Below are 18,866 nucleotides of genomic sequence, written 5' to 3'. Positions count from 1 at the left end.
ATTGAGGTGACGAAATTGTTTGAAATGCTAATTCCGAAGCTCCGTGTCAATACGGTTTTCGATATTGATCTGGAAGAGCTGTACGAGCAAGGATATCGCGGAATCATTACGGATCTCGACAATACGCTCGTCGGTGCGAAAGCGCCGCTCGCCACGCCGGAGCTCGTGGACTGGTTTAAGAAAGTGAAGGAGATCGGCTTCCAGCTGATCATCGTTTCAAACAACCAGCTCGAACGGGTGTCGAAATTCGCAACACCGCTCGATATCCAATATGTGCATGAAGCCCGGAAGCCGAGCAATGCCCCGTTCCGCAAGGCGATGAAGATGATGGAGCTGACCGCGGACAAAACGATTGTCGTCGGCGATCAAATGCTGACCGACGTATACGGCGGAAACCGGCTCGGTCTATATACGGTTCTGGTGATGCCCATCGCCATTAACGACGAGGGCTGGTTTACGCGTATGGTGAACCGCCGGGTGGAGCGGATCGCGTTAACCCGGCTGCGCAAAAAAGGACTATGGCTTGAGGAGGAACCGAAATCATGACCTTGCCAACAGGCGAAGACATCAAGAAATGCAGCGGCTGCGGAATCCGGCTTCAAAGCGAGGCCCAGGATCAGCCGGGGTATTTGCCGGAGAAGGCATGGGAGCGCGATCCGGTCATCTGCCAGCGCTGCTTCCGAATCAAAAATTATAATGAAGCGTCCTCGGTTGCCGTCGATCAGGACGAATTTTTACGTTTGCTGGGGCAGATCGGCGGAAAGAATGCCCTTGTCATTCATATTGTGGACCTTTTTGATTTCGAAGGGAGCCTGATTTCGGGACTGCAGCGTTTTGTCGGAAATAATCCGGTTATACTGGCTGTCAATAAAACCGATCTTTTACCGAAGGTGACCAACTGGAATAAGGTTCTGAATTGGGTCCAGAAGCAATGTAAGGAACATGGGTTAAAGACGGAGGACATCGTTCTGTGCAGCGCAAAGAAAAATCAGGGCTTTGAACGGCTGCTTGAAACGGTTGCCTATCACAGAGGAGACCGGGACGTATATGTCGTCGGTGCCACCAATGTAGGAAAGTCCAGTCTGATCAACCGCTTAATACGCGACTACAGCGACTTGGAGCAGGAGCTGACAACCTCCCGCTACCCGGGGACCACGCTGGATATGGTCCATATTCCGCTGGATGACGGACGAGATATTATCGATACTCCGGGCATCGTGTACCCTTGGCGTTACAGTGAAATCGTGAGCCGGGAGGATCTGCGCGAGGTCATGCCGGAAAATCCGCTGAAGCCGGCCGTTTACCAGCTGAATGAAGGCCAAACCCTGTTCTTCGGCGGCTTTGCCCGCTTTGATTTCGTGCAGGGAGTCCATCAATCGTTCACGTGTTTTATCAGCGGAAGGCTCAACATTCACCGGACGAAGCTTGAACGGGCGGACACGTTGTTCGAAGAGCATGCGGGCGAGCTGCTCTCTCCGCCGACCCGCGATAGGCTGGCCGAGCTGCCGGAATGGACAAGGCATGAAATCCGGATCCCGAAAGGCTCCCGGACCGATGTGTTCATTTCCGGCCTTGGCTGGATCAAGGTCAATGGCGACCAGGGAGCGCTAGTGGCCGTTCATGCGCCGAAGGGAGTCAAGGTGCTGGCTCGTCCTTCGCTGATTTAATTGCGTCGTCAACGCGTCTTCATGACTGAAGACGGTTTACTCACGGGAGAGACGGGGGAAATACAATGAAGGAAACTCAAGCCGGCACCGATTATTTGAAGCTCGGCGTCATGGGGGATCCCATCGGCCATTCCAAATCGCCGGCCATGCATAACGCGGCGCTTGCCGCATTAAACCTCCAAGGGGCGTACATTCCGCTCCATATTCGGCCTGAAAGATTGGGGGATGCGATCGAGTCGGTCAAGACGCTCGGATTTCGCGGAGTGAACGTAACGATTCCCCATAAGGTGGAAGTCATGCGGTATTTGGATGCCATCGACGAGGGCGCTGCCCGGATCGGCGCCGTAAACACGATCGTGAACGATAACGGCAGGCTGACGGGTTACAATACAGACGGAATCGGGTATGTGCGCTCCCTGAAGGAGGAGGCTTGCCCGGATCTTAAGGGCAAGCGCATCGCGGTGCTCGGCGCCGGCGGCGCTGCCCGAGGCATCATTTATGCCTTGATCGGCGAACAGCCGGAATCGATCTCCATCATTAACCGGACCGAAGACAAGGCCAAGGCGCTTGCGCAGGAATGGGGAACGATGGCCGAGCTTCACGGCTGCGGCGAAGAGCATGCGAAGGAAGTGCTTTCGCGAGCTGAGGTTATTATTAATACGACCTCAGTCGGCATGCACCCCCGAATTTCAGAAATGCCGGTTCATCCGGAATGGATTCCTGAGGGGGCGGTCGTCAGCGACCTGATCTATAATCCGCTGAAGACCGAGCTGCTGCTGCAGAGCGAGCAGAGGAATTGCACCGTGCACGGGGGACTGGGCATGTTCATTAATCAGGGGGCTTATGCCCTGGAATATTGGACCGGCCTCAGGGCGCCGGTGGAGGCGATGAAGGAAGCGGTACTCGCAAGCTTGCTATAAGGATTCATTCTTTTGTTTATTGATTAATGGGTAAGCTAAAGCTACAATATAGTTTTTAAACAAGCGATAGGCTTGTATAGATGATGATTAAGGGGTAATGACCAAGCATGTTAACAGGAAAGCAAAAACGACACTTACGTTCGCTTGCCCATCATTTGGACCCGCTGTTCCAGGTAGGCAAAGGCGGCAGCAATGAGCATTTGATCCGCCACATCGAAGAAGCGATTGAGAAGCGGGAGCTGCTGAAAATCTCGGTGCTCAACAATTGCCTGGAGGATCCTCGCGACATCGCTGAGGAGCTGGCCGAAGGTGCCGGGGCCGAATTGGTCCAAGTCATCGGAAAGACGATTGTTCTCTATAAGGAATCGAAGGATCATAAGACGATCGAACTGCCTTAAAGCAAGATCGGTGTTCAGAGTATCATAGTCCTCTGACTAGGGGAGGTGAGCCGAATGAAAGTGGGGATCATGGGGGGAACCTTCGACCCTGTTCATATCGGACATATGCTGGCGGCTGAGGCGGCGCGCGTCGCTTATGGCCTGGAGGAAGTGTGGTTCATGCCGAGCCATATTCCTCCGCATAAGGAGGATGCGGGCGTCACCGGGATGATGCGGCTGGAGATGACAGCCGAGGCGGTTGCCGGCCACCCGTCCTTCCGCACGCTGGACCTTGAAATCAAGCGCGGCGGCATTTCCTATACGGTCGATACGATCAAGGCCCTTCGCGAGATGTATCCCGAGCACGATTTTTCGTTTATCATCGGAGCGGATATGGTGGAGTATCTCCCGAAGTGGAACCGGATCGAGGAGCTAGCGGGAATGCTGACGTTCATCGGGGTCAACCGTCCGGGGACGAAGCTGAACGTAGAGTCGCTGCCGGATTTTCTTAGACGGGTGGTAAGGATCGCGGAAATGCCGCTGATCGAGATTTCATCCACGATGATCCGGGAGCGGGCGGCCGCCGGCGGATCCATCCGCTACATGGTGCCGGATCGCGTGTACGATTATATTGTTAGGAGCGGTATATATGGTGTACAGCCGTGAAGATTTGATCGAAGCCGTCTCCTCCCAGATGCCGGCCAAGCGCTGGGAGCATACGAAGGGCGTTATGGAGACGGCCGTTATTTTGGCGAACCGGTTCGGGGCCGATCCCCAGAAAGCGGATTTGGCCGCGATTTTACATGATGTAGCCAAGTACTGGCCGGTTGAGAAGCTTCGGGAGGTGCTCGAGGAGCAGGGAGAGTCCTCGGAGCTGCTCCAATATGACAAGCAGCTGTGGCATGCCGAAGTGGGCGCGATCGTCGCAGAGCGGGATTATGGGGTAACGGACACCGAGGTGCTGGATGCTATCCGCTATCACACGTCGGGCCGAGTCGGGATGAGCTTGCTGGACAAGGTGGTGTGCCTGGCCGATTATATGGAGCCGGGGAGGGATTTCCCCGGTGTGAATAATATTCGGGAACTGGCCAACCATAGCCTTGAAGAGGCGCTCGCAGCCGGGTTTGATTCGACGATTGGACATCTGCTGTCACGCAGACAGATTATTTTTCCGTTGACGGTGCTAGCCCGCAACGATCTCATTAAGCAATTGGAGGCGAATTCATGACGATAAAACCGGAAGAATTGTTAAATATAGCTGTAGAGGCCGCAGAGGATAAGAAAGCGAACGATTTGGTCGTTCTGGACCTGAGAGGCATCTCGCTTGTGGCGGATTATTTTGTTATTTGCCACGGGAATTCGGATACGCAGGTTCAGGCAATTGCAACGGAAATCCGCAAACGGATCCATGATAAAGGCGTAGCTCTTCGGGGACTGGAAGGCATGGATGCTGCCCGCTGGGTGCTGATGGATATCGGGGATGTTGTCGTCCATATCTTCCACCGGGACGAGCGCGAGTATTACAACATTGAGCGCTTGTGGTCGGATGCCAAAGTGGTGGAGAACGTATGAGCTTGATCGCGGGCACGATCGTCCAGCTTACGGTTTCCAGGGAGGTTTCGCCTTACGGCTACTTTCTTGATGGCGGCGACCGGGATGTCCTGCTGCACTATTCGGAAGTGACCGGGAGCATTGCTCCGGGGGATACCGTCGAGGTATTCATCTTCTTCGATACCGAAGACCGTTTGGCAGCAACGATGAAAAAGCCGCTGCTAACCCTTGGTGAAACGGCAAAGCTGGAGGTGGCGGACGTTCATCCCCGGCTCGGCTGTTTTCTGGAAATGGGACTCGGAAGGCAGCTGCTGCTACCGATCCGGGAGCTGCCCGAAATGAAAGAGCTGCATCCTCAGGTGGGTGATCATGTATTCGTAACGATGGAGCATGATAAACAAGGCAGGCTGCGCGCCAAGCTGGCGGGTGAGCAGGAGCTCGCTCCGCTCGCCTTCCACGCGCCGAAATCGTGGATGGGCGAATGGTTTACGGCGCTGGTATACAAGCCGCTGCAGATGGGAACCTTCGTGATCGTCGACGGAGGCGTGGTCGGCTTTGGAGCGATCGGCATGATCCACTCCTCGGAGCGGACGCGGCTTCTTCGCCTGGGTGAAGAGGTGCGCGTACGGGTGAGCCATATTCGCGAGGACGGCCGGGTGAATCTGTCGATGGTTCCGCGCAAAGAGATCGGACGAAACGATGATGCAGACCGGCTGCTGGCGTTCCTGAAGGAACGGCCGGGCGGCGCAATGCCCTATTCCGATGAAACACCGCCCGACATTATCAAGCAGCGCTTTGGCATCAGCAAATCTGCATTTAAGCGTGCGCTCGGGAAATTGATGAAGGATGGCCTTGTCACACAGAAGGAAAGCTGGACGTATTTGGTGAAAAAAGAGGAGAATTCCGGTTCGGCTGAATAGCGACCGAAGAAGAAGCTTCTGGGAAAGTGGTGTCAGCATGTTGTCTTACCGAAAGTTTGCTTACGTATATGATCAGCTTATGGAAGATATGCCATACCCCGACTGGATCCGCTTTGCGAGAACGGCTTGGGACAAGCATGGCATGCCGAGAAGCATCGCGGAGCTCGGCTGCGGAACCGGAAGCATTACGATACCGCTGGTCAACTCCGGTTTTGAGGTGACGGGCATTGATTTGTCGGCCGATATGCTGTCTGTTGCCAGGCGGAAGCTGGAAGGATCGCCGCAGGGCAGCCGGCTGTTCCGCGAAGGGAGCGTCCGCTGGGTTCAGCAGGACATGCGTTCCTGGGAGCTGCCGGAGCCCGTTGATTCCGTGATCTCGTTTTGCGATTGCTTCAACTATTTGCTGGAGGAGAAGGATATTCGTTCCGCCTTCGTCCGCACGTACCAAGGGCTCAAGGAAGGCGGAACGTTTTTGTTTGACGTGCACCATCCGAACACGTTGATCCGGTATGATGCGGAGCAGCCATTCGTGTTGGATGAACGGGAGGTCTCCTACATATGGACCTGCGATCTGGATGAGCCCCGATGTGAAATCGAGCATCATTTGACCATTTTTGCACGGGATCATCAGGACCCTGCCGTCTACCGCCGCTTTGAAGAAACGCATATCCAGCGAGGATATGATCCGGAATGGATGAAGGTAGAGCTTATCAAAGCAGGCTTCCGTGATGTCAAATGCTACGCCGATTTCGAATGGGTTGAAGCCGGCGACGACGCTGCCCGTCTGTTCTTTGTAGCCATAAAATAAGATTACGGGAAAACCTTATATCATGTTGAGACTGCCTCAAGGTCATTTGACTTTGGGGCAGTCTCTTTATGCATGAAGGACTTTTTTGCGTTTGCAAAGGCATCCGACTTGCCTCTCCCAGCACGCGGTGTAATGATGGCTGCTGCACGATGATCAGCGACGCTCGGACGACAAGCCAAATTGCTGCAGGGACCACTGACAGGCGGTCGGCGCACCCATTATAATCTGAAACGCTTTTTAGGCTAATTATTTGATTGTGGTTAAGGTACACAGACGGAGCTATAGGTTTGCAGATCGGACTATGCTACGATGGGTCATATCCGGCCATTGCAATAATGACAGCGCTGTCTACATAGATGTATCTAAGATTGTAACCTCTGGAAGGCGGGATTTCGAGAGTCCAATGATAGTTAAATTCCCCCGGTGATGATAGGGGACATGAGAGGATGAGCGTACCATGAAAATGTCTGTATTTACGGTTGCAACCCCCGACTTGCAGCCTGAACAGCTGGCCAAGGCCGCAGCCGATGCCGGTATCGAAGGGATTGAATGGCGATTTAAGGAAATCCCGCCCGGCGCCGAGGAGGAGCAGCCTTCCTTTTGGAGGCATAATCAATGCTCCATGGATCCCGGCGGGACGGAGCAGGATTGGCTGCGATTCAAGCAGGCGGCGGAGCTGCACGGCAGACAGAGCATTGCGGTCGTTCCGTATCTAACCTGCGGCGATCTGGCGGAAACGGAGAAAGTGATGAGGGCAGCCAAGCTGGTAGGAGCCTCTTTCATCCGCGCCGGCATTCCGGCTTACAATCGCAGCGTCAACTACAATGAGCTGTACGAGCAAGCTGTAAAATACCTGCTGGAAGTGGAGGATTTGGCAGCCGCTTATGATGTGAAGGCATTGGTCGAGACGCACCATAACACCATTGCGCCGAGCGCCGGGCTTACATACCGGCTCGTATCCCATTGCTCTCCTCAGCATGTCGGCGTATTGTACGATCCGGGAAATATGGTTCATGAAGGCTACGAAAATTATCGCATGGGACTGGAGCTGCTCGGTCCTTACTTGGCCCATGTTCATGTGAAAAATGGCGGTTATCGCAAGCATCCGTCGGAGGACGGGAGCGAGGCAACGTGGACCGGGGAATGGACGCCGCTTGCTCAAGGCGCCGTTCCGTGGCGTCAGGTTATCCAGGATTTGAAGTCTGTTGGTTATGACGGCTATTTCGGCATCGAGGATTTTAGCGGCACGTACGATTCGACCGAGATGCTGCTTCGCTTTGCCGAGCAGATGAAGCAGTGGAGCGAAGATAAACAATTCGCGTAACGAATAATTGGATTTATTTTTATAGATGCGTAACGGAAGATATGAAATGTATGAGGGAGGATTGCAGTATGGAACAAGTTCGTATAGGTGTAATCGGTCTCGGAATGGGCTTCTCGCATGCCAAGTCGCTCGCGGCTGGACGGATCGCGGGAGCACGTCTTAGCGCCGTATGCGATTTTAATCCGGCCAAGCAGGAGATAGCCAAAGAGACGCTGCCTTCGGATGTGCGGATCTTTAGCGACGTGGATGCGATGATGGCTTCAGGAGAGGTGGACGCGGTCATTATTGCAACTCCGCATTACGGGCATCCGCAGGAAGCGATTCAAGCGCTGAACCGGGGGCTGCATGTGCTGATCGAGAAACCGGCCGGCGTCTATACCAAGCAGGTCCGCGAGATGAATAACGCAGCGGCTGCAAGCGGCAAAGTGTTCTCCATCATGTACAATCAGCGCTGCAATCCGCTTTATAAGAAGCTGCGGGAGCTGATTGCGGATGGAGAGCTCGGCGAAATCCGGCGCATGAACTGGATCGTGACGAACTGGTACCGTTCCCAGAGCTATTACGATTCGGGAGGCTGGCGTGCGACCTGGTCCGGCGAAGGCGGCGGCGTGTTGATCAATCAATCTCCGCACCAGCTCGATTTATGGCAATGGACGACAGGCATGATGCCGAAGAGAATTCGGGCATTCTGCGCGTTCGGCAAGTATCGCAACATCGAGGTCGAGGACGACGTGACCGCTTACGCGGAATACGAAAACGGCGCAACCGCCGTATTCATCACGACCACCGGCGAAGCGCCGGGCACGAACCGGTTTGAAGTGACGGGAGACCGCGGGAAAATCGTCATCGAAAACGGCAATCTTACTTTTTGGAGACTTCGGGTGCCGGAGCCGGAATTCAACCGTCAGTATACCGGCGGCTTCGGCGAACCGGAATGCTGGAAGTGCGACGTTCCGATCGTGGGAGACAATCCGCAGCATAACGGCATTATTCAAAATTTTACGGATGCCATTCTGCACGGCACCCCGTTAATCGCTCCGGGCGAAGAGGGAATCCATGGACTTACCTTGTCGAATGCAATGCATCTGTCCACGTGGACGGATAACTGGGTGGATCTGCCGCTGGATGAGGATCTGTACTATAACCTTCTGCAGGAGCGGATCGCCGCCTCGACCGGAGAGAAGACGGTGCGGGAGATCGGCCCCGTCGATATGAGCAAAACATTCGGAACCTACTAAATACAAGAAATAGGGGAGGCAGCAATATGAACCGGAGTGATGGAATGCGATATGCGCCGGTAGGCAAAGCCCAGCCGGTCTGCAAGCCCGGGGAATTCACGATCGCGGCCATGTCATTGGAGCATGGACATATTTACGGCATGTGCAACGGTCTTATCGAAGCGGGGGCCACGCTGAAATGGGTGTACGACCCGGACCCTGGGAAGGTAAAAGCATTCTGCGAGGCATACCCCGGCGTACGGCCGGCTTCCTCCGAAGCGCAAATATTGGAGGATCCGGAGGTAAAGCTGGTCGCGGCTGCGGCGATCCCTTCGGAACGCTGCGGGCTTGGGCTCAAGGTGATGTCGCATGGCAAGGATTATTTTACCGACAAAACGCCGTTTACGACGCTGGAGCAGGTAGAGGCCGCCAGGGCGAAAGCGGCGGAAACCGGCAGAAAATACATGGTTTACTACAGCGAACGACTTCATGTGGAGAGCGCGGTTCATGCCGGACGCTTGATTCAGGATGGAGCGATCGGCAGGGTGGTTCAGGTGCTCGGCACAGGCCCGCATCGGTTGAATGCGGCATCGCGTCCCGATTGGTTTTTCCGCCATGAGCAGTACGGGGGCATTTTATGCGATATCGGCTCCCACCAGATCGAGCAGTTTTTATTTTATGCAGGCTGCAGGGATGCCCAGGTGCTGAGCAGCAAGGTCGGCAATTATGCGAATCCGATGTATCCGGAGCTCGAGGATTTCGGGGATGCCACGCTGCTTGGCGACAACGGGGCGACGAATTATTTCAGGGTCGACTGGCTGACGCCGGAGGGACTCGGGACATGGGGTGACGGCAGAACCTTCATCCTGGGCACGGACGGATATATTGAGCTTCGCAAGTATATCGACATTGCCAGACACCCGCATGGTGATCATCTGTACTTGGTGAACAAGGACGGGGAGTTCCATATGGAGCTGAAGGGGAAGGTCGGCTATCCGTTCTTCGGTGAGCTGATTCTCGATTGCCTGGAGCGGACGGAGCGCGCCATGACCCAGGAGCATGCCTTCAAAGCGGGAGAGCTGTGCGTCAAGGCCCAAAACTTAGCCGTGCGGATCGGATAAATCCATTATAATAAAGGGAGACCCCGCCAAAATTCCCGGGGAATTGATTCATAACCTCGATAAGGGGGATTCCCACATGTCTTCGCGGTTGACGACTCCACCATCCTGGATGCCGGGCTTTGACCGGATGCTGCTGAGGGAACCGATTGAACTCGGCTGCTATAATGACCGGCCTTTATCCGGCGGGACTTTCCACTCCCACGCTTTTTACGAAATTTATTATTTTCATGAAGGACGCTGCACGTATCTGATCGGAGACTCCGTTTTTGCGCTGAAGCCCGGGGACCTGCTCCTGATGAACGGGTTGACGCTGCATTGCCCGAATGTGGAGCCGGGTTCGCGCTATGTCCGGAGCATTATCCATTTCGATCCCGCCTGGGTGTGCAGGGAGCTGCCCGAATCGGCAAGATCGGTCCTGCTGGATCCCTTCGAAACGCTGCGCAATCACCGGATGACGCTGACTGGGCAGAGGAGGGAAGAGTTTGAGCGGCTGCTGGAGGATATGAACCGGCTGCGGGGGGCGGAAGCTGCTTTCAAGCAGGAGCGATTGAAGCTTCGGCTTCAGGAAATGCTGTACGTCATTGCGGGCTGGTGTCAAAGCGAAGTGCAGCAGCAGGATTCGATCTCTGATAAGGAGCGCCATGTACAGCACGTCGTCTCGTTTGTGGAAGAGCATTACATGGAGGATTTGACGCTGGACCGAATTGCCAGGGACATGCATCTTACGAAGCATTACTTGTCCTCTTTGTTCAAGGAGGTCACCGGAACGACCGTATTCAAATATGTATACCACCGAAGAATTAACCAGGCCAAAATCCTGCTGAGACTGCACCCCCATATGAGCATTACGGACGTCAGCCGGGCGGCCGGCTTCAAGCATTTGGCCCATTTCAGCCGGATGTTCAAGACGATGGTCGGAACGGCGCCGGAGCATTACCGCAAGTCCCAGGGCGAACTCCGTTGACTTGGCGCGGCTTTTTGGGTATAATAGCCACATTAAAATGGAAATCATAGTAATGCAATGAAGGGGACTAGTAGTTCCGTATGCGATCATGCAGAGAGCCGGTGCATTTGGTGGAAGCCGGTTGACGCAAGGGATGAACTCGCCTCTGAGCAGCGGCGCGAACCCGGCTTTCGGATCTTAAGAATGCTTATTTATCCGTCGGTCGATGAAACGTCGCCGTCTCATCCGCGATAAGGATGCAAAGGGAGTGAAAGGCAAAGCATGCCTTGCACTAACTAGGGTGGTACCACGGGAATCAAACCTCTCGTCCCTAGCGTCAGCGCTATGGATGATGAGGTTTTTTTTGTTTTCAGGACAGCGGCATTAACAGCCTTGTCCGTTCGACAGTGAAGGAGGAGCTATGTAGTATGACGGATCAACAATCAGCCGGCCACGGCTATAAGCCGCAGGTCATTGAACCGAAATGGCAGAAGTATTGGGAAGAGAACAAAACCTTTAAAACCGAGGACAACTCGTCCAAACCGAAATTTTATGCACTCGACATGTTCCCGTATCCTTCCGGAGCGGGTCTTCACGTCGGGCACCCGGAGGGCTACACGGCCACCGACATCATTTCCCGCTATAAGCGGATGCGTGGGTACAACGTGCTTCATCCGATGGGCTGGGACGCGTTTGGCCTTCCGGCAGAGCAATATGCGATGGATACAGGCAAGCATCCACGCGAATTCACCATCCAGAACATCAATAACTTCCGCCGCCAGATCAAGTCGCTCGGATTTTCTTACGATTGGGACCGGGAGATCAGTACGACGGATCCGGACTATTATAAATGGACGCAATGGATCTTCATCCAGCTGTACAAACGGGGCCTTGCTTATGTAGCCGAGGTGCCGGTGAACTGGTGCGAAGCGCTGGGTACGGTTCTTGCGAACGAGGAAGTCATTGACGGCAAGAGCGAGCGCGGCGGCCACCCGGTCGTCCGCAAGCCGATGCGGCAGTGGATTCTGAAAATTACCGAGTATGCGGACCGGCTGCTTGAGGATCTGGATGAGCTGGATTGGAGCGAAAGCCTGAAGGACATGCAGCGCAACTGGATCGGCAAATCGGTCGGCGCCGAGGTGCGGTTTGATATCGATGGGCATGACGCCAAGCTGGAAGTGTTCACGACCCGTCCGGACACCCTCTTCGGCGCAAGCTACTGCGTGCTGGCACCGGAGCATGAGCTGGTGGACAAAATTACGACCCCAGAGCAGCGGGAAGCGGTGAAGGCTTATCAGGATCAGGCAGCCCGCAAGAGCGACCTGGAGCGTACGGATCTGGCAAAAGACAAGACCGGGGTCTTTACCGGGGCTTATGCCATCAACCCTGCCAGCGGCGCCAAGCTGCCGATCTGGATCGCCGATTACGTCCTCGCCGGCTACGGAACCGGCGCGATCATGGCCGTTCCGGGCCACGATACCCGCGACTGGGAGTTTGCGAAGCAATTCGGGCTTCCGATCATTGAAGTGGTGAAGGGCGGCAACGTGGAGGAAGAAGCTTACACCGGAAGCGGCGAGCACGTCAATTCCGGCTTCCTCAACGGAATGGACAATGAGGCTGCTATTCAGGCCATGAACGAGTGGCTTGAGAAAGAAGGCAAGGGTAAGAAGAAGGTCACGTACCGGCTGCGCGACTGGCTGTTCAGCCGTCAGCGCTACTGGGGCGAGCCGATCCCGATTCTCCACCTGGAGGACGGAACGATGAAGACCGTTCCGGAAGACCAGCTGCCGCTGCTGCTGCCGGACGTGGATCAGATCAGACCGTCCGGCACCGGCGAATCTCCGCTGGCGAATGTGACGGAATGGGTGGAGACGGTTGATCCGGAGACGGGCATGAAAGCCCGCCGCGAGACCAACACGATGCCACAATGGGCAGGCAGCTGCTGGTACTATCTCCGTTACATCGATCCGCATAACCCGGATGAGCTGTGCTCGAAGGAGAAGCAGAAGGAATGGCTCCCGGTAGACCTGTATATCGGCGGCGTCGAGCATGCGGTGCTTCACCTGCTGTACGCAAGATTCTGGCATAAGGTGCTCTATGATCTCGGAGTCGTCGATACGAAGGAGCCGTTCCAGAAGCTCGTGAACCAAGGCATGATTCTCGGCAACAATAATGAGAAAATGAGCAAATCCCGCGGCAATGTCATCAACCCTGATGATATCGTGAACGAATATGGAGCCGATACGCTTCGGGTATACGAGATGTTCATGGGGCCGCTGGAAGCGACCAAGCCATGGAACACGAACGGTGTTGAAGGCACGCATCGTTTCCTCTCCCGCGTATGGCGTCTGTTCATTGGCGATGACGGCCAACTGAATCCAAAAATCGTGGACGGGGAAGGTTCCGACGAATGGAAACGGATCCTGCACAAAACGATTAAGAAGGTTACCGAGGATATCGAGCATATGCGCTTCAACACCGCAATCAGCCAGTTGATGATCTTCATCAACGAGGGCTACAAGGCGGATGAGCTCCCGCGGAAGGCGATGGAGAATTTCGTTCAAATGCTGTCCCCGCTCGCGCCTCATCTGGCTGAAGAGCTGTGGAGCCGTCTGGGACACACCGAGAGCATCACGTATGTTCCTTGGCCGGAATACGATGAGGCTTGGACCGTAGAAGCCGAGGTGGAAATCGTCGTCCAGGTGAACGGAAAAATCGTGGACCGCACCAAAATTGCTAAAGACTTCGATCAAGAAGCCATGCAGCAGCATAGCCTCTCCCTTCCAAATGTCAAGCAGGCGCTGGAAGGCAAGAGCATTCGCAAAGTCATTGCCGTTCCGGGAAAACTGGTCAATATCGTGGCCGGTTAACCGAGAAGCCGAATGCGGCGTCCAGTTTTGCCAGATCCTCCTCATACTTGTCGTGTGTGGTTTCGATCAATTGGTAGAACAAGCCGTTCAGGTGCGAGTTCAGTAAAATGAGCGCCTGAGCGGTGATGCCGCCGGGTACCGCGACCCTTTCCTGAAGCTGTTCGGGGGAGAAGCCCTCCTCCGTTAGCAGCTTCCCTGTGCCGACCAGCATTTCGCCGGCCAGGGCATTGAGCGTGCCGCGGTCGATCCCTGTCATTTCGACGGCAGCGTCAATCCATTTTTCCAAGAACAAACTTAAAAAAGCAGGCCCGCAGCTGGAGAAATCGGAAGTGATTCGCGTGTGCGATTCCAGAATCTCAACGGGCCTGCTGATATAAGACAGGAGGCTTTGAATAAGCTGCCTGTCTTCTTCTTTTATTCGGGAACCATACATACATAACGAAGCTCCGCCTCCGGTGATATTGGTAATGCTGGGTATGATTTTTGCCACCTTGCACGGCAGCGCCGATTCCAGGTGAATCAGCTGGACAGGGCTTGTAATCGATACCGCAATTTGGTGCTCCGAAAGCCGGTCCCTGATTTCACTGATGACGGATTTGAATTCGAGCGGCTTGACACAGATGAAGAACAGATCGCTTTCCGAAGCCGTTTCCTTATTGCAGCTGCACACGGTAAGACCGGGATGTCTCTTGGACAGCTGCTGGGCTTTCTCGGGGGTACGGTTGCTGACCCGAATTTGCTCGGGCAGGAGTGCGCCCGATCGAATGAAGGCATCGATCAATAGACTGCCCATACTGCCCGTACCGATAAAACCAACCTTCATGTGTACGTCCCCTCCTTTCGCGCTTTACGGCAGAAATGTACCGTTACTACGTTTAATGTATGCGGCAAGGATGGCGATTCATGACGGGTTCGGATACGAATTTGCGGTTTGAGATCGAAAAATCTTCACAGTCTGGATGAGCAAATCATGTTTATCATGAAAAGGAGGATTTAAGAGATGAGGCGTATTCCAGTGGGATGGAGTGTATCAGCCGCGGCCTTGGGCTGCGTACTGATCCTATTTGCCGGCGGCCCGGAGAAAGGAATTCAGGGCTGGCAGCCTCTAAATGATCAGCTTGAGCAGGCGATTGCCGCGAATCATCCGGAAGGGGAAGTCCTGCCGGCCGGAGATACTGGAACCCGTACTGAGGCGAGCCCAGGTGAAGCCGGGTCCGGCGGGCAAGCCCTTGAGGCGAAGGCGGTATCGGAGGGTGCGCCTGTCGCCGCCCAGTCCAGCAAGAATGAAGCTCATTCCGAAGGAGAAGCTCCTGCGCAAGCAGATGCGGACGCGGCGACGCCCCCCGCTGCAGCTTCCTCCGGTGCGCCTCCGGCAGGCTTGGGCACCGAGGCGGCAGCACCTCCCGCCGAGGCGGCAACTCCTACAGAAAGCTCATCTTCGCTGCCTGCGGCCGGCGGGAGGTCCGGCCTCATTAACGTGAATACGGCGGATGCCGCCGGGCTGATGGAGCTGCCCGGCATCGGGCAGGCTAAAGCAAAGGCCATTATCGATTATCGGAACCAGCACGGGGCGTTTCGCAGCGTGGCCGATTTAATGAACGTGAAGGGCATCGGTCCCAAAATGCTGGAGAAGATGAAGCCTTACGTTGAACTTTAGCTGTGTGCTACAATAAAGGAGACATTGATAAGGAACAGGTGAATGACGGATGAATACGGATCGACGGAAAGATTGGGACACATACTTCATGGATATTGCTTATATGGTATCCACCCGATCCCAATGCTCGCGGCGCCATGTCGGGGCCGTGCTCGTGCAGGGCAAGAAGCTGCTCGGAACCGCTTATAACGGAGCTCCGATGGGGGTTCCGGATTGCTCGGAGGCGGGCTGCATGATCGCCGAGGACTATGAGCTTGTTGTTCAGGACGGGAAGGAAACGGTAGTGAAGAAGCAGCGGTGCATTCGAACCATTCATGCAGAACAAAATTTGCTGCTGTTTACCGACCGGATCGACAGGGAAGGAAGCACGGTATACGTAACCGACGAGCCTTGCTGGACCTGTGCCAACATGCTGGCCAACAGCGGAATCGTCGAGGTGGTATTCCACCGCCCGTATCCGAAGGATACGGAGAAAGTATCGAACATGATGAAGCAGAAGGGGATCATGTTCCGGCAGCTATCGGGGTATGAGCCGCCGCGGGAGACGATGATGGCGGTGAAGGAATAGAGACGTTCTTGAACAAACGAATAATCGCGATGCGGGGAAGAACCTTTGTTTGCAGTGGATTGCAGGCAGGGGTTCTTTTTCTATTGTAATTAACGGGATGATGCATTCGGGAAAGGAAGGTCGGAATGATGAGGCGTAGGCCGCTGCTAGTCTTTACGGTGCTATGGGTGATTGGAAGCAGTATCGCCTGCCTGACCTCCGGATGGAGGATGGCGCTGGCTGCGGCCGGTATTCTGCTTCTGCTGCTTGTGGTTTGTCAATGGGAGCGGGTCGGAAAAATCTATACGATGTGCATGGTATTCTCCTTGTGTTGTTCCGCTGCTTACTGGGAGTGGCATGACGCGATGAATGTGTCCGATTTGCATGTCCCGGCCCTAGAACGCGGGGAAGCCGAGTCGATTCCGATTTCAGGAGTCGGTGTTATCTCTTCGGAGGTGGCGATTGACGGGGATCGCGCGGATTTTACGGTATCGCTGCGCCATGCGGAGATCGAAGGAATACTGCCGCCGGATGCAGTGAATCGGGATCCAGCTAAGCTGCCGGGCAATTCGATGGAGACGGCAGACACCGTCATGGTTCAGGTCCGGCTGCTGGAGCAGGCGGAACAGAATATCGCGGCAGGCTGGAAGCGCGGAGATTCCGTTCATGTGTCAGGCGAGCTGCAGCAGCCGGGGATCGCGCGTAATTTTGACGGCTTCGATTATCGCCGCTATTTGCGCACGCAGAAGATTCATTGGATCGTGAAGGTAAAAGGGGCTGACCAGGTAAAGGCTTCGGCACCGGACGGATGGCGCGCCTCCCATATCCTGCGCTGGAATGATTCCTTGCGCGGAGCGCTCGGGGATCGGCTGGAACAATTGTACGGCGGTGTTCATGCAGGGTATATGAAGGGACTTGTCATCGGCAATCGGGATGATTTGGATCCTGATACATTCTCGGAATTTTCAAGGCTCGGTCTGACGCATATCCTCGCGATCTCCGGCATGCATGTAGCCGTTATTGTAGGATGCCTGCTGTTTATTTGCTCTACGCTCCGGCTGACGCGCGAAGCCTCGCTTACGGTGGTGATGTGCCTACTCCCTGCGTACGTCCTCTTGACAGGGGCCAGTCCATCGATTGTCCGGGCGGGCATTATGGGAATGATCGGACTGTATGCGGCAAGGCGGGGTCTCCTTAAGGACGGCTTGCATATATTAAGCGCTGCCGCCTTGGCGATGCTGATGTACAATCCATATTTTCTGGTCGACGTCAGCTTTCAGTTATCCTTTATCGTCACGGCCGGGCTCATGATCTTTGTGCCAAAGATAATGCCGCTGTTGTCCTTTATGCCCCGCTGGCTGGCGGGGACGGCCGGCGTTACCCTCGTTGCCCAGTGGGTATCCTTTCCGCTGACCATCTATTACTTCAATCAATTCTCGCTCGTATCCGTCGCCGCGAACTTGTTGTTGGTGCCAGTTATCAGCTTGATCGTGCTCCCTTTGGGGATGACGTCTCTGCTGTTAAGCTGGGTCTGGATGCGGGGAGCAGGCTGGATCGCCGGTCTGACCGAATGGTTGAACGATTTGACGTTCCGGCTGGTCGGCTGGATGAACGGCTCGGCATTGATGACGATCTGGCCTTCGCCGGACTTGCTGTGGATCATTGTATATTTTGCGCTCTTGTACGGCCTGCTGCATATATTAAGCAAGAGAGCCGAGGCGATCCGCCAGTTCAGGGAACAGCCAACCGATGATACGGTGCCCCTGGATGGCGCACGGAAGGAAGCCTTGATAAGAGACCGCCTGAATCATGTTGAGGCGGCGGGGATATTTCCCCTGCTGGACCGGTTGTCCGGCGCGCTTCGGTGGAGAGGTTATTGGCGGATGAGCGATTATATCGTTCGATTCGGGGGAAGGACAGCTGCTGCGGTATTAGCGTTTGCGCTGTGCCTGCTTCTGTTCGATGGCTATCGCCCCTCGTCCCTGCACGGGGCGGGCTTGGTGCAGTTTTTGGATGTGGGACAGGGCGATTCGATCCTGGTCACAACGCCGGAAGGCAAGCATATCCTTATTGACGGCGGCGGGACACTCAGCTTCCGAAAGCCTTCGGATGCATGGAAGGAGCGAAAGTCTCCATACGAAGTCGGGGAGAAGGTCGTCGTTCCCTTGTTGAAAAAAAGGGGCGTGCACCGGCTGGACGCTGTAATCATGTCCCATGGAGACCAGGATCATATCGGCGGACTCCAAGCCGTGCTCCGTGAAATTCCTGTGGATTCCATCGTCTTTAATGGCAGCTTGACCGATTCGGACGCCTTTCGCCAAAGCATGGCGATCGCCCTTCGGAAGAATATTCCCGTATATCGCGCCGGAGCGGATCTTATGGAATGGAAGCTTGGCAAGGACACGGAAATCCGGTTTTTGTCCCCGGTCACGTCACCGTCCGGCGAGAGCGGCCAGGCATTATCCCTGGTCAAGGAGCAAAATCATGCCTCGCTCGTATTCGTGCTTCACATGAACGGATGCCGGTTTTTATTCACCGGCGATACGGACGAAGCGGCAGAGCAAAAAATATTGCTTCATATGGAAGAGCGTACGGATGGAGGCGGCCTGCCGTTATTAAATGAACCGATCGATGTGATGAAGGTTGCCCACCACGGGAGCAAAACCTCCACGTCAGTCCGGTGGATGGACGCCTGGCAGCCGAGGGCTGCAGTCATCTCCGCCGGCGTTAACAATAGGTACGGGCATCCCCACCCGGATGTGGTCGCCCGATTGGAGCAGTACCGATCGGTGATATACCAGACCAATCGGCATGGCGAAATTCAAATGATCGTAAAGGACGGAGCCATAAAAGTGCGATCCAGACTAAATCCTTAGAGGGTCTGTCCTGAATAGCCTGAATCGTAGTATGATCGATGTGGTATGAAATAACAGGCGGATGACGT

18 protein-coding genes and 1 other annotated feature are annotated in these 18,866 nt (G+C 55.0%); of the genes, 17 read left to right on the top strand and 1 reads right to left on the bottom strand.

Annotation, left to right across the window (positions count from 1 at the left end):
• The first annotated feature begins 15 nt into the window (after window positions 1-15).
• From NST44_RS27255 to leuS, 14 genes are all read left to right on the top strand, one after another.
• Window positions 16-546: a YqeG family HAD IIIA-type phosphatase gene (locus NST44_RS27255; protein ID WP_007129358.1), complete on the top strand. Its 531-nt coding sequence runs from the start codon at window positions 16-18 to the stop codon at window positions 544-546.
• On the top strand, window positions 543-1,667 hold the full coding sequence (gene yqeH, locus NST44_RS27250; protein WP_007129359.1) for a ribosome biogenesis GTPase YqeH: 1,125 nt from the start codon (window positions 543-545) through the stop codon (window positions 1,665-1,667). Before NST44_RS27255 ends, yqeH begins: the two co-directional genes overlap by 4 nt.
• A 65-nt stretch (window positions 1,668-1,732) precedes the next feature.
• On the top strand, window positions 1,733-2,587 hold the full coding sequence (gene aroE, locus NST44_RS27245) for a shikimate dehydrogenase (RefSeq protein WP_007129360.1): 855 nt from the start codon (window positions 1,733-1,735) through the stop codon (window positions 2,585-2,587).
• A gap of 107 nt (window positions 2,588-2,694) precedes the next feature.
• A complete protein-coding gene (gene yhbY / locus NST44_RS27240; protein ID WP_007129361.1) occupies window positions 2,695-2,985 on the top strand; it encodes a ribosome assembly RNA-binding protein YhbY in 291 nt (96 codons plus the stop codon).
• Window positions 2,986-3,039: 54 nt separating this feature from the next.
• Window positions 3,040-3,630 carry a nicotinate-nucleotide adenylyltransferase gene (locus NST44_RS27235; protein WP_007129362.1) on the top strand — a complete coding sequence of 197 codons (591 nt, stop codon included), beginning with the start codon at window positions 3,040-3,042 and terminating at the stop codon, window positions 3,628-3,630.
• Complete coding sequence (yqeK, locus tag NST44_RS27230; protein WP_007129363.1) at window positions 3,614-4,192, top strand: bis(5'-nucleosyl)-tetraphosphatase (symmetrical) YqeK; 579 nt, start codon at window positions 3,614-3,616, stop codon at window positions 4,190-4,192. Before NST44_RS27235 ends, yqeK begins: the two co-directional genes overlap by 17 nt.
• Window positions 4,189-4,536: a ribosome silencing factor gene (gene rsfS, locus NST44_RS27225; protein WP_007129364.1), complete on the top strand. Its 348-nt coding sequence runs from the start codon at window positions 4,189-4,191 to the stop codon at window positions 4,534-4,536. Before yqeK ends, rsfS begins: the two co-directional genes overlap by 4 nt.
• Window positions 4,533-5,435, top strand: a complete 903-nt coding sequence (locus tag NST44_RS27220) for a CvfB family protein (protein ID WP_007129365.1) — start codon at window positions 4,533-4,535, stop codon at window positions 5,433-5,435. Before rsfS ends, NST44_RS27220 begins: the two co-directional genes overlap by 4 nt.
• 37 nt (window positions 5,436-5,472) lie before the next feature.
• Complete coding sequence (locus tag NST44_RS27215) at window positions 5,473-6,243, top strand: class I SAM-dependent DNA methyltransferase (protein WP_007129366.1); 771 nt, start codon at window positions 5,473-5,475, stop codon at window positions 6,241-6,243.
• A gap of 457 nt (window positions 6,244-6,700) precedes the next feature.
• Window positions 6,701-7,567, top strand: coding sequence for a sugar phosphate isomerase/epimerase family protein (locus tag NST44_RS27210; protein ID WP_007129367.1), 867 nt, complete (start codon window positions 6,701-6,703; stop codon window positions 7,565-7,567).
• Between the two features lie 68 nt (window positions 7,568-7,635).
• On the top strand, window positions 7,636-8,805 hold the full coding sequence (locus NST44_RS27205) for a Gfo/Idh/MocA family protein (RefSeq protein WP_007129368.1): 1,170 nt from the start codon (window positions 7,636-7,638) through the stop codon (window positions 8,803-8,805).
• A gap of 26 nt (window positions 8,806-8,831) precedes the next feature.
• A complete protein-coding gene (locus NST44_RS27200; RefSeq protein WP_007129369.1) occupies window positions 8,832-9,905 on the top strand; it encodes a Gfo/Idh/MocA family protein in 1,074 nt (357 codons plus the stop codon).
• A gap of 76 nt (window positions 9,906-9,981) precedes the next feature.
• Window positions 9,982-10,869 (top strand): AraC family transcriptional regulator, encoded by an 888-nt coding sequence (locus NST44_RS27195; RefSeq protein ID WP_007129370.1) that lies wholly within the window; start codon window positions 9,982-9,984, stop codon window positions 10,867-10,869.
• 48 nt (window positions 10,870-10,917) lie between these two features.
• Window positions 10,918-11,184, top strand: a binding site (T-box leader).
• Between the two features lie 92 nt (window positions 11,185-11,276).
• On the top strand, window positions 11,277-13,718 hold the full coding sequence (gene leuS, locus NST44_RS27190; protein ID WP_007129371.1) for a leucine--tRNA ligase: 2,442 nt from the start codon (window positions 11,277-11,279) through the stop codon (window positions 13,716-13,718).
• Here the strand turns inward: leuS and comER are convergent.
• The gene (gene comER / locus NST44_RS27185) at window positions 13,699-14,541 is read right to left on the bottom strand and encodes a late competence protein ComER (protein ID WP_007129372.1); all 843 of its coding nucleotides are present in this window, start codon (window positions 14,539-14,541) and stop codon (window positions 13,699-13,701) included. The genes leuS and comER overlap by 20 nt on opposite strands.
• A 177-nt stretch (window positions 14,542-14,718) precedes the next feature.
• On the opposite strand from comER, the gene NST44_RS27180 reads away from it, so the two are divergent.
• The 3 genes from NST44_RS27180 (at window position 14,719) to NST44_RS27170 (ending at window position 18,798) form a co-directional block, all read left to right on the top strand.
• A complete protein-coding gene (locus NST44_RS27180) occupies window positions 14,719-15,375 on the top strand; it encodes a ComEA family DNA-binding protein (protein ID WP_007129373.1) in 657 nt (218 codons plus the stop codon).
• A gap of 49 nt (window positions 15,376-15,424) precedes the next feature.
• The gene (locus NST44_RS27175) at window positions 15,425-15,943 is read left to right on the top strand and encodes a deoxycytidylate deaminase (protein ID WP_007129374.1); all 519 of its coding nucleotides are present in this window, start codon (window positions 15,425-15,427) and stop codon (window positions 15,941-15,943) included.
• Between the two features lie 125 nt (window positions 15,944-16,068).
• Window positions 16,069-18,798, top strand: coding sequence for a ComEC/Rec2 family competence protein (locus tag NST44_RS27170; RefSeq protein ID WP_007129375.1), 2,730 nt, complete (start codon window positions 16,069-16,071; stop codon window positions 18,796-18,798).
• Window positions 18,799-18,866: the final 68 nt, after the last annotated feature.

Source organism: Paenibacillus sp. FSL W8-0919 (genome assembly GCF_038003785.1).
Classification (GTDB): domain Bacteria; phylum Bacillota; class Bacilli; order Paenibacillales; family Paenibacillaceae; genus Paenibacillus_AQ; species Paenibacillus_AQ lactis.
Note: the sequence above shows the minus strand (reverse complement) of the source record. Positions and strands in the feature narration are given on the sequence as shown.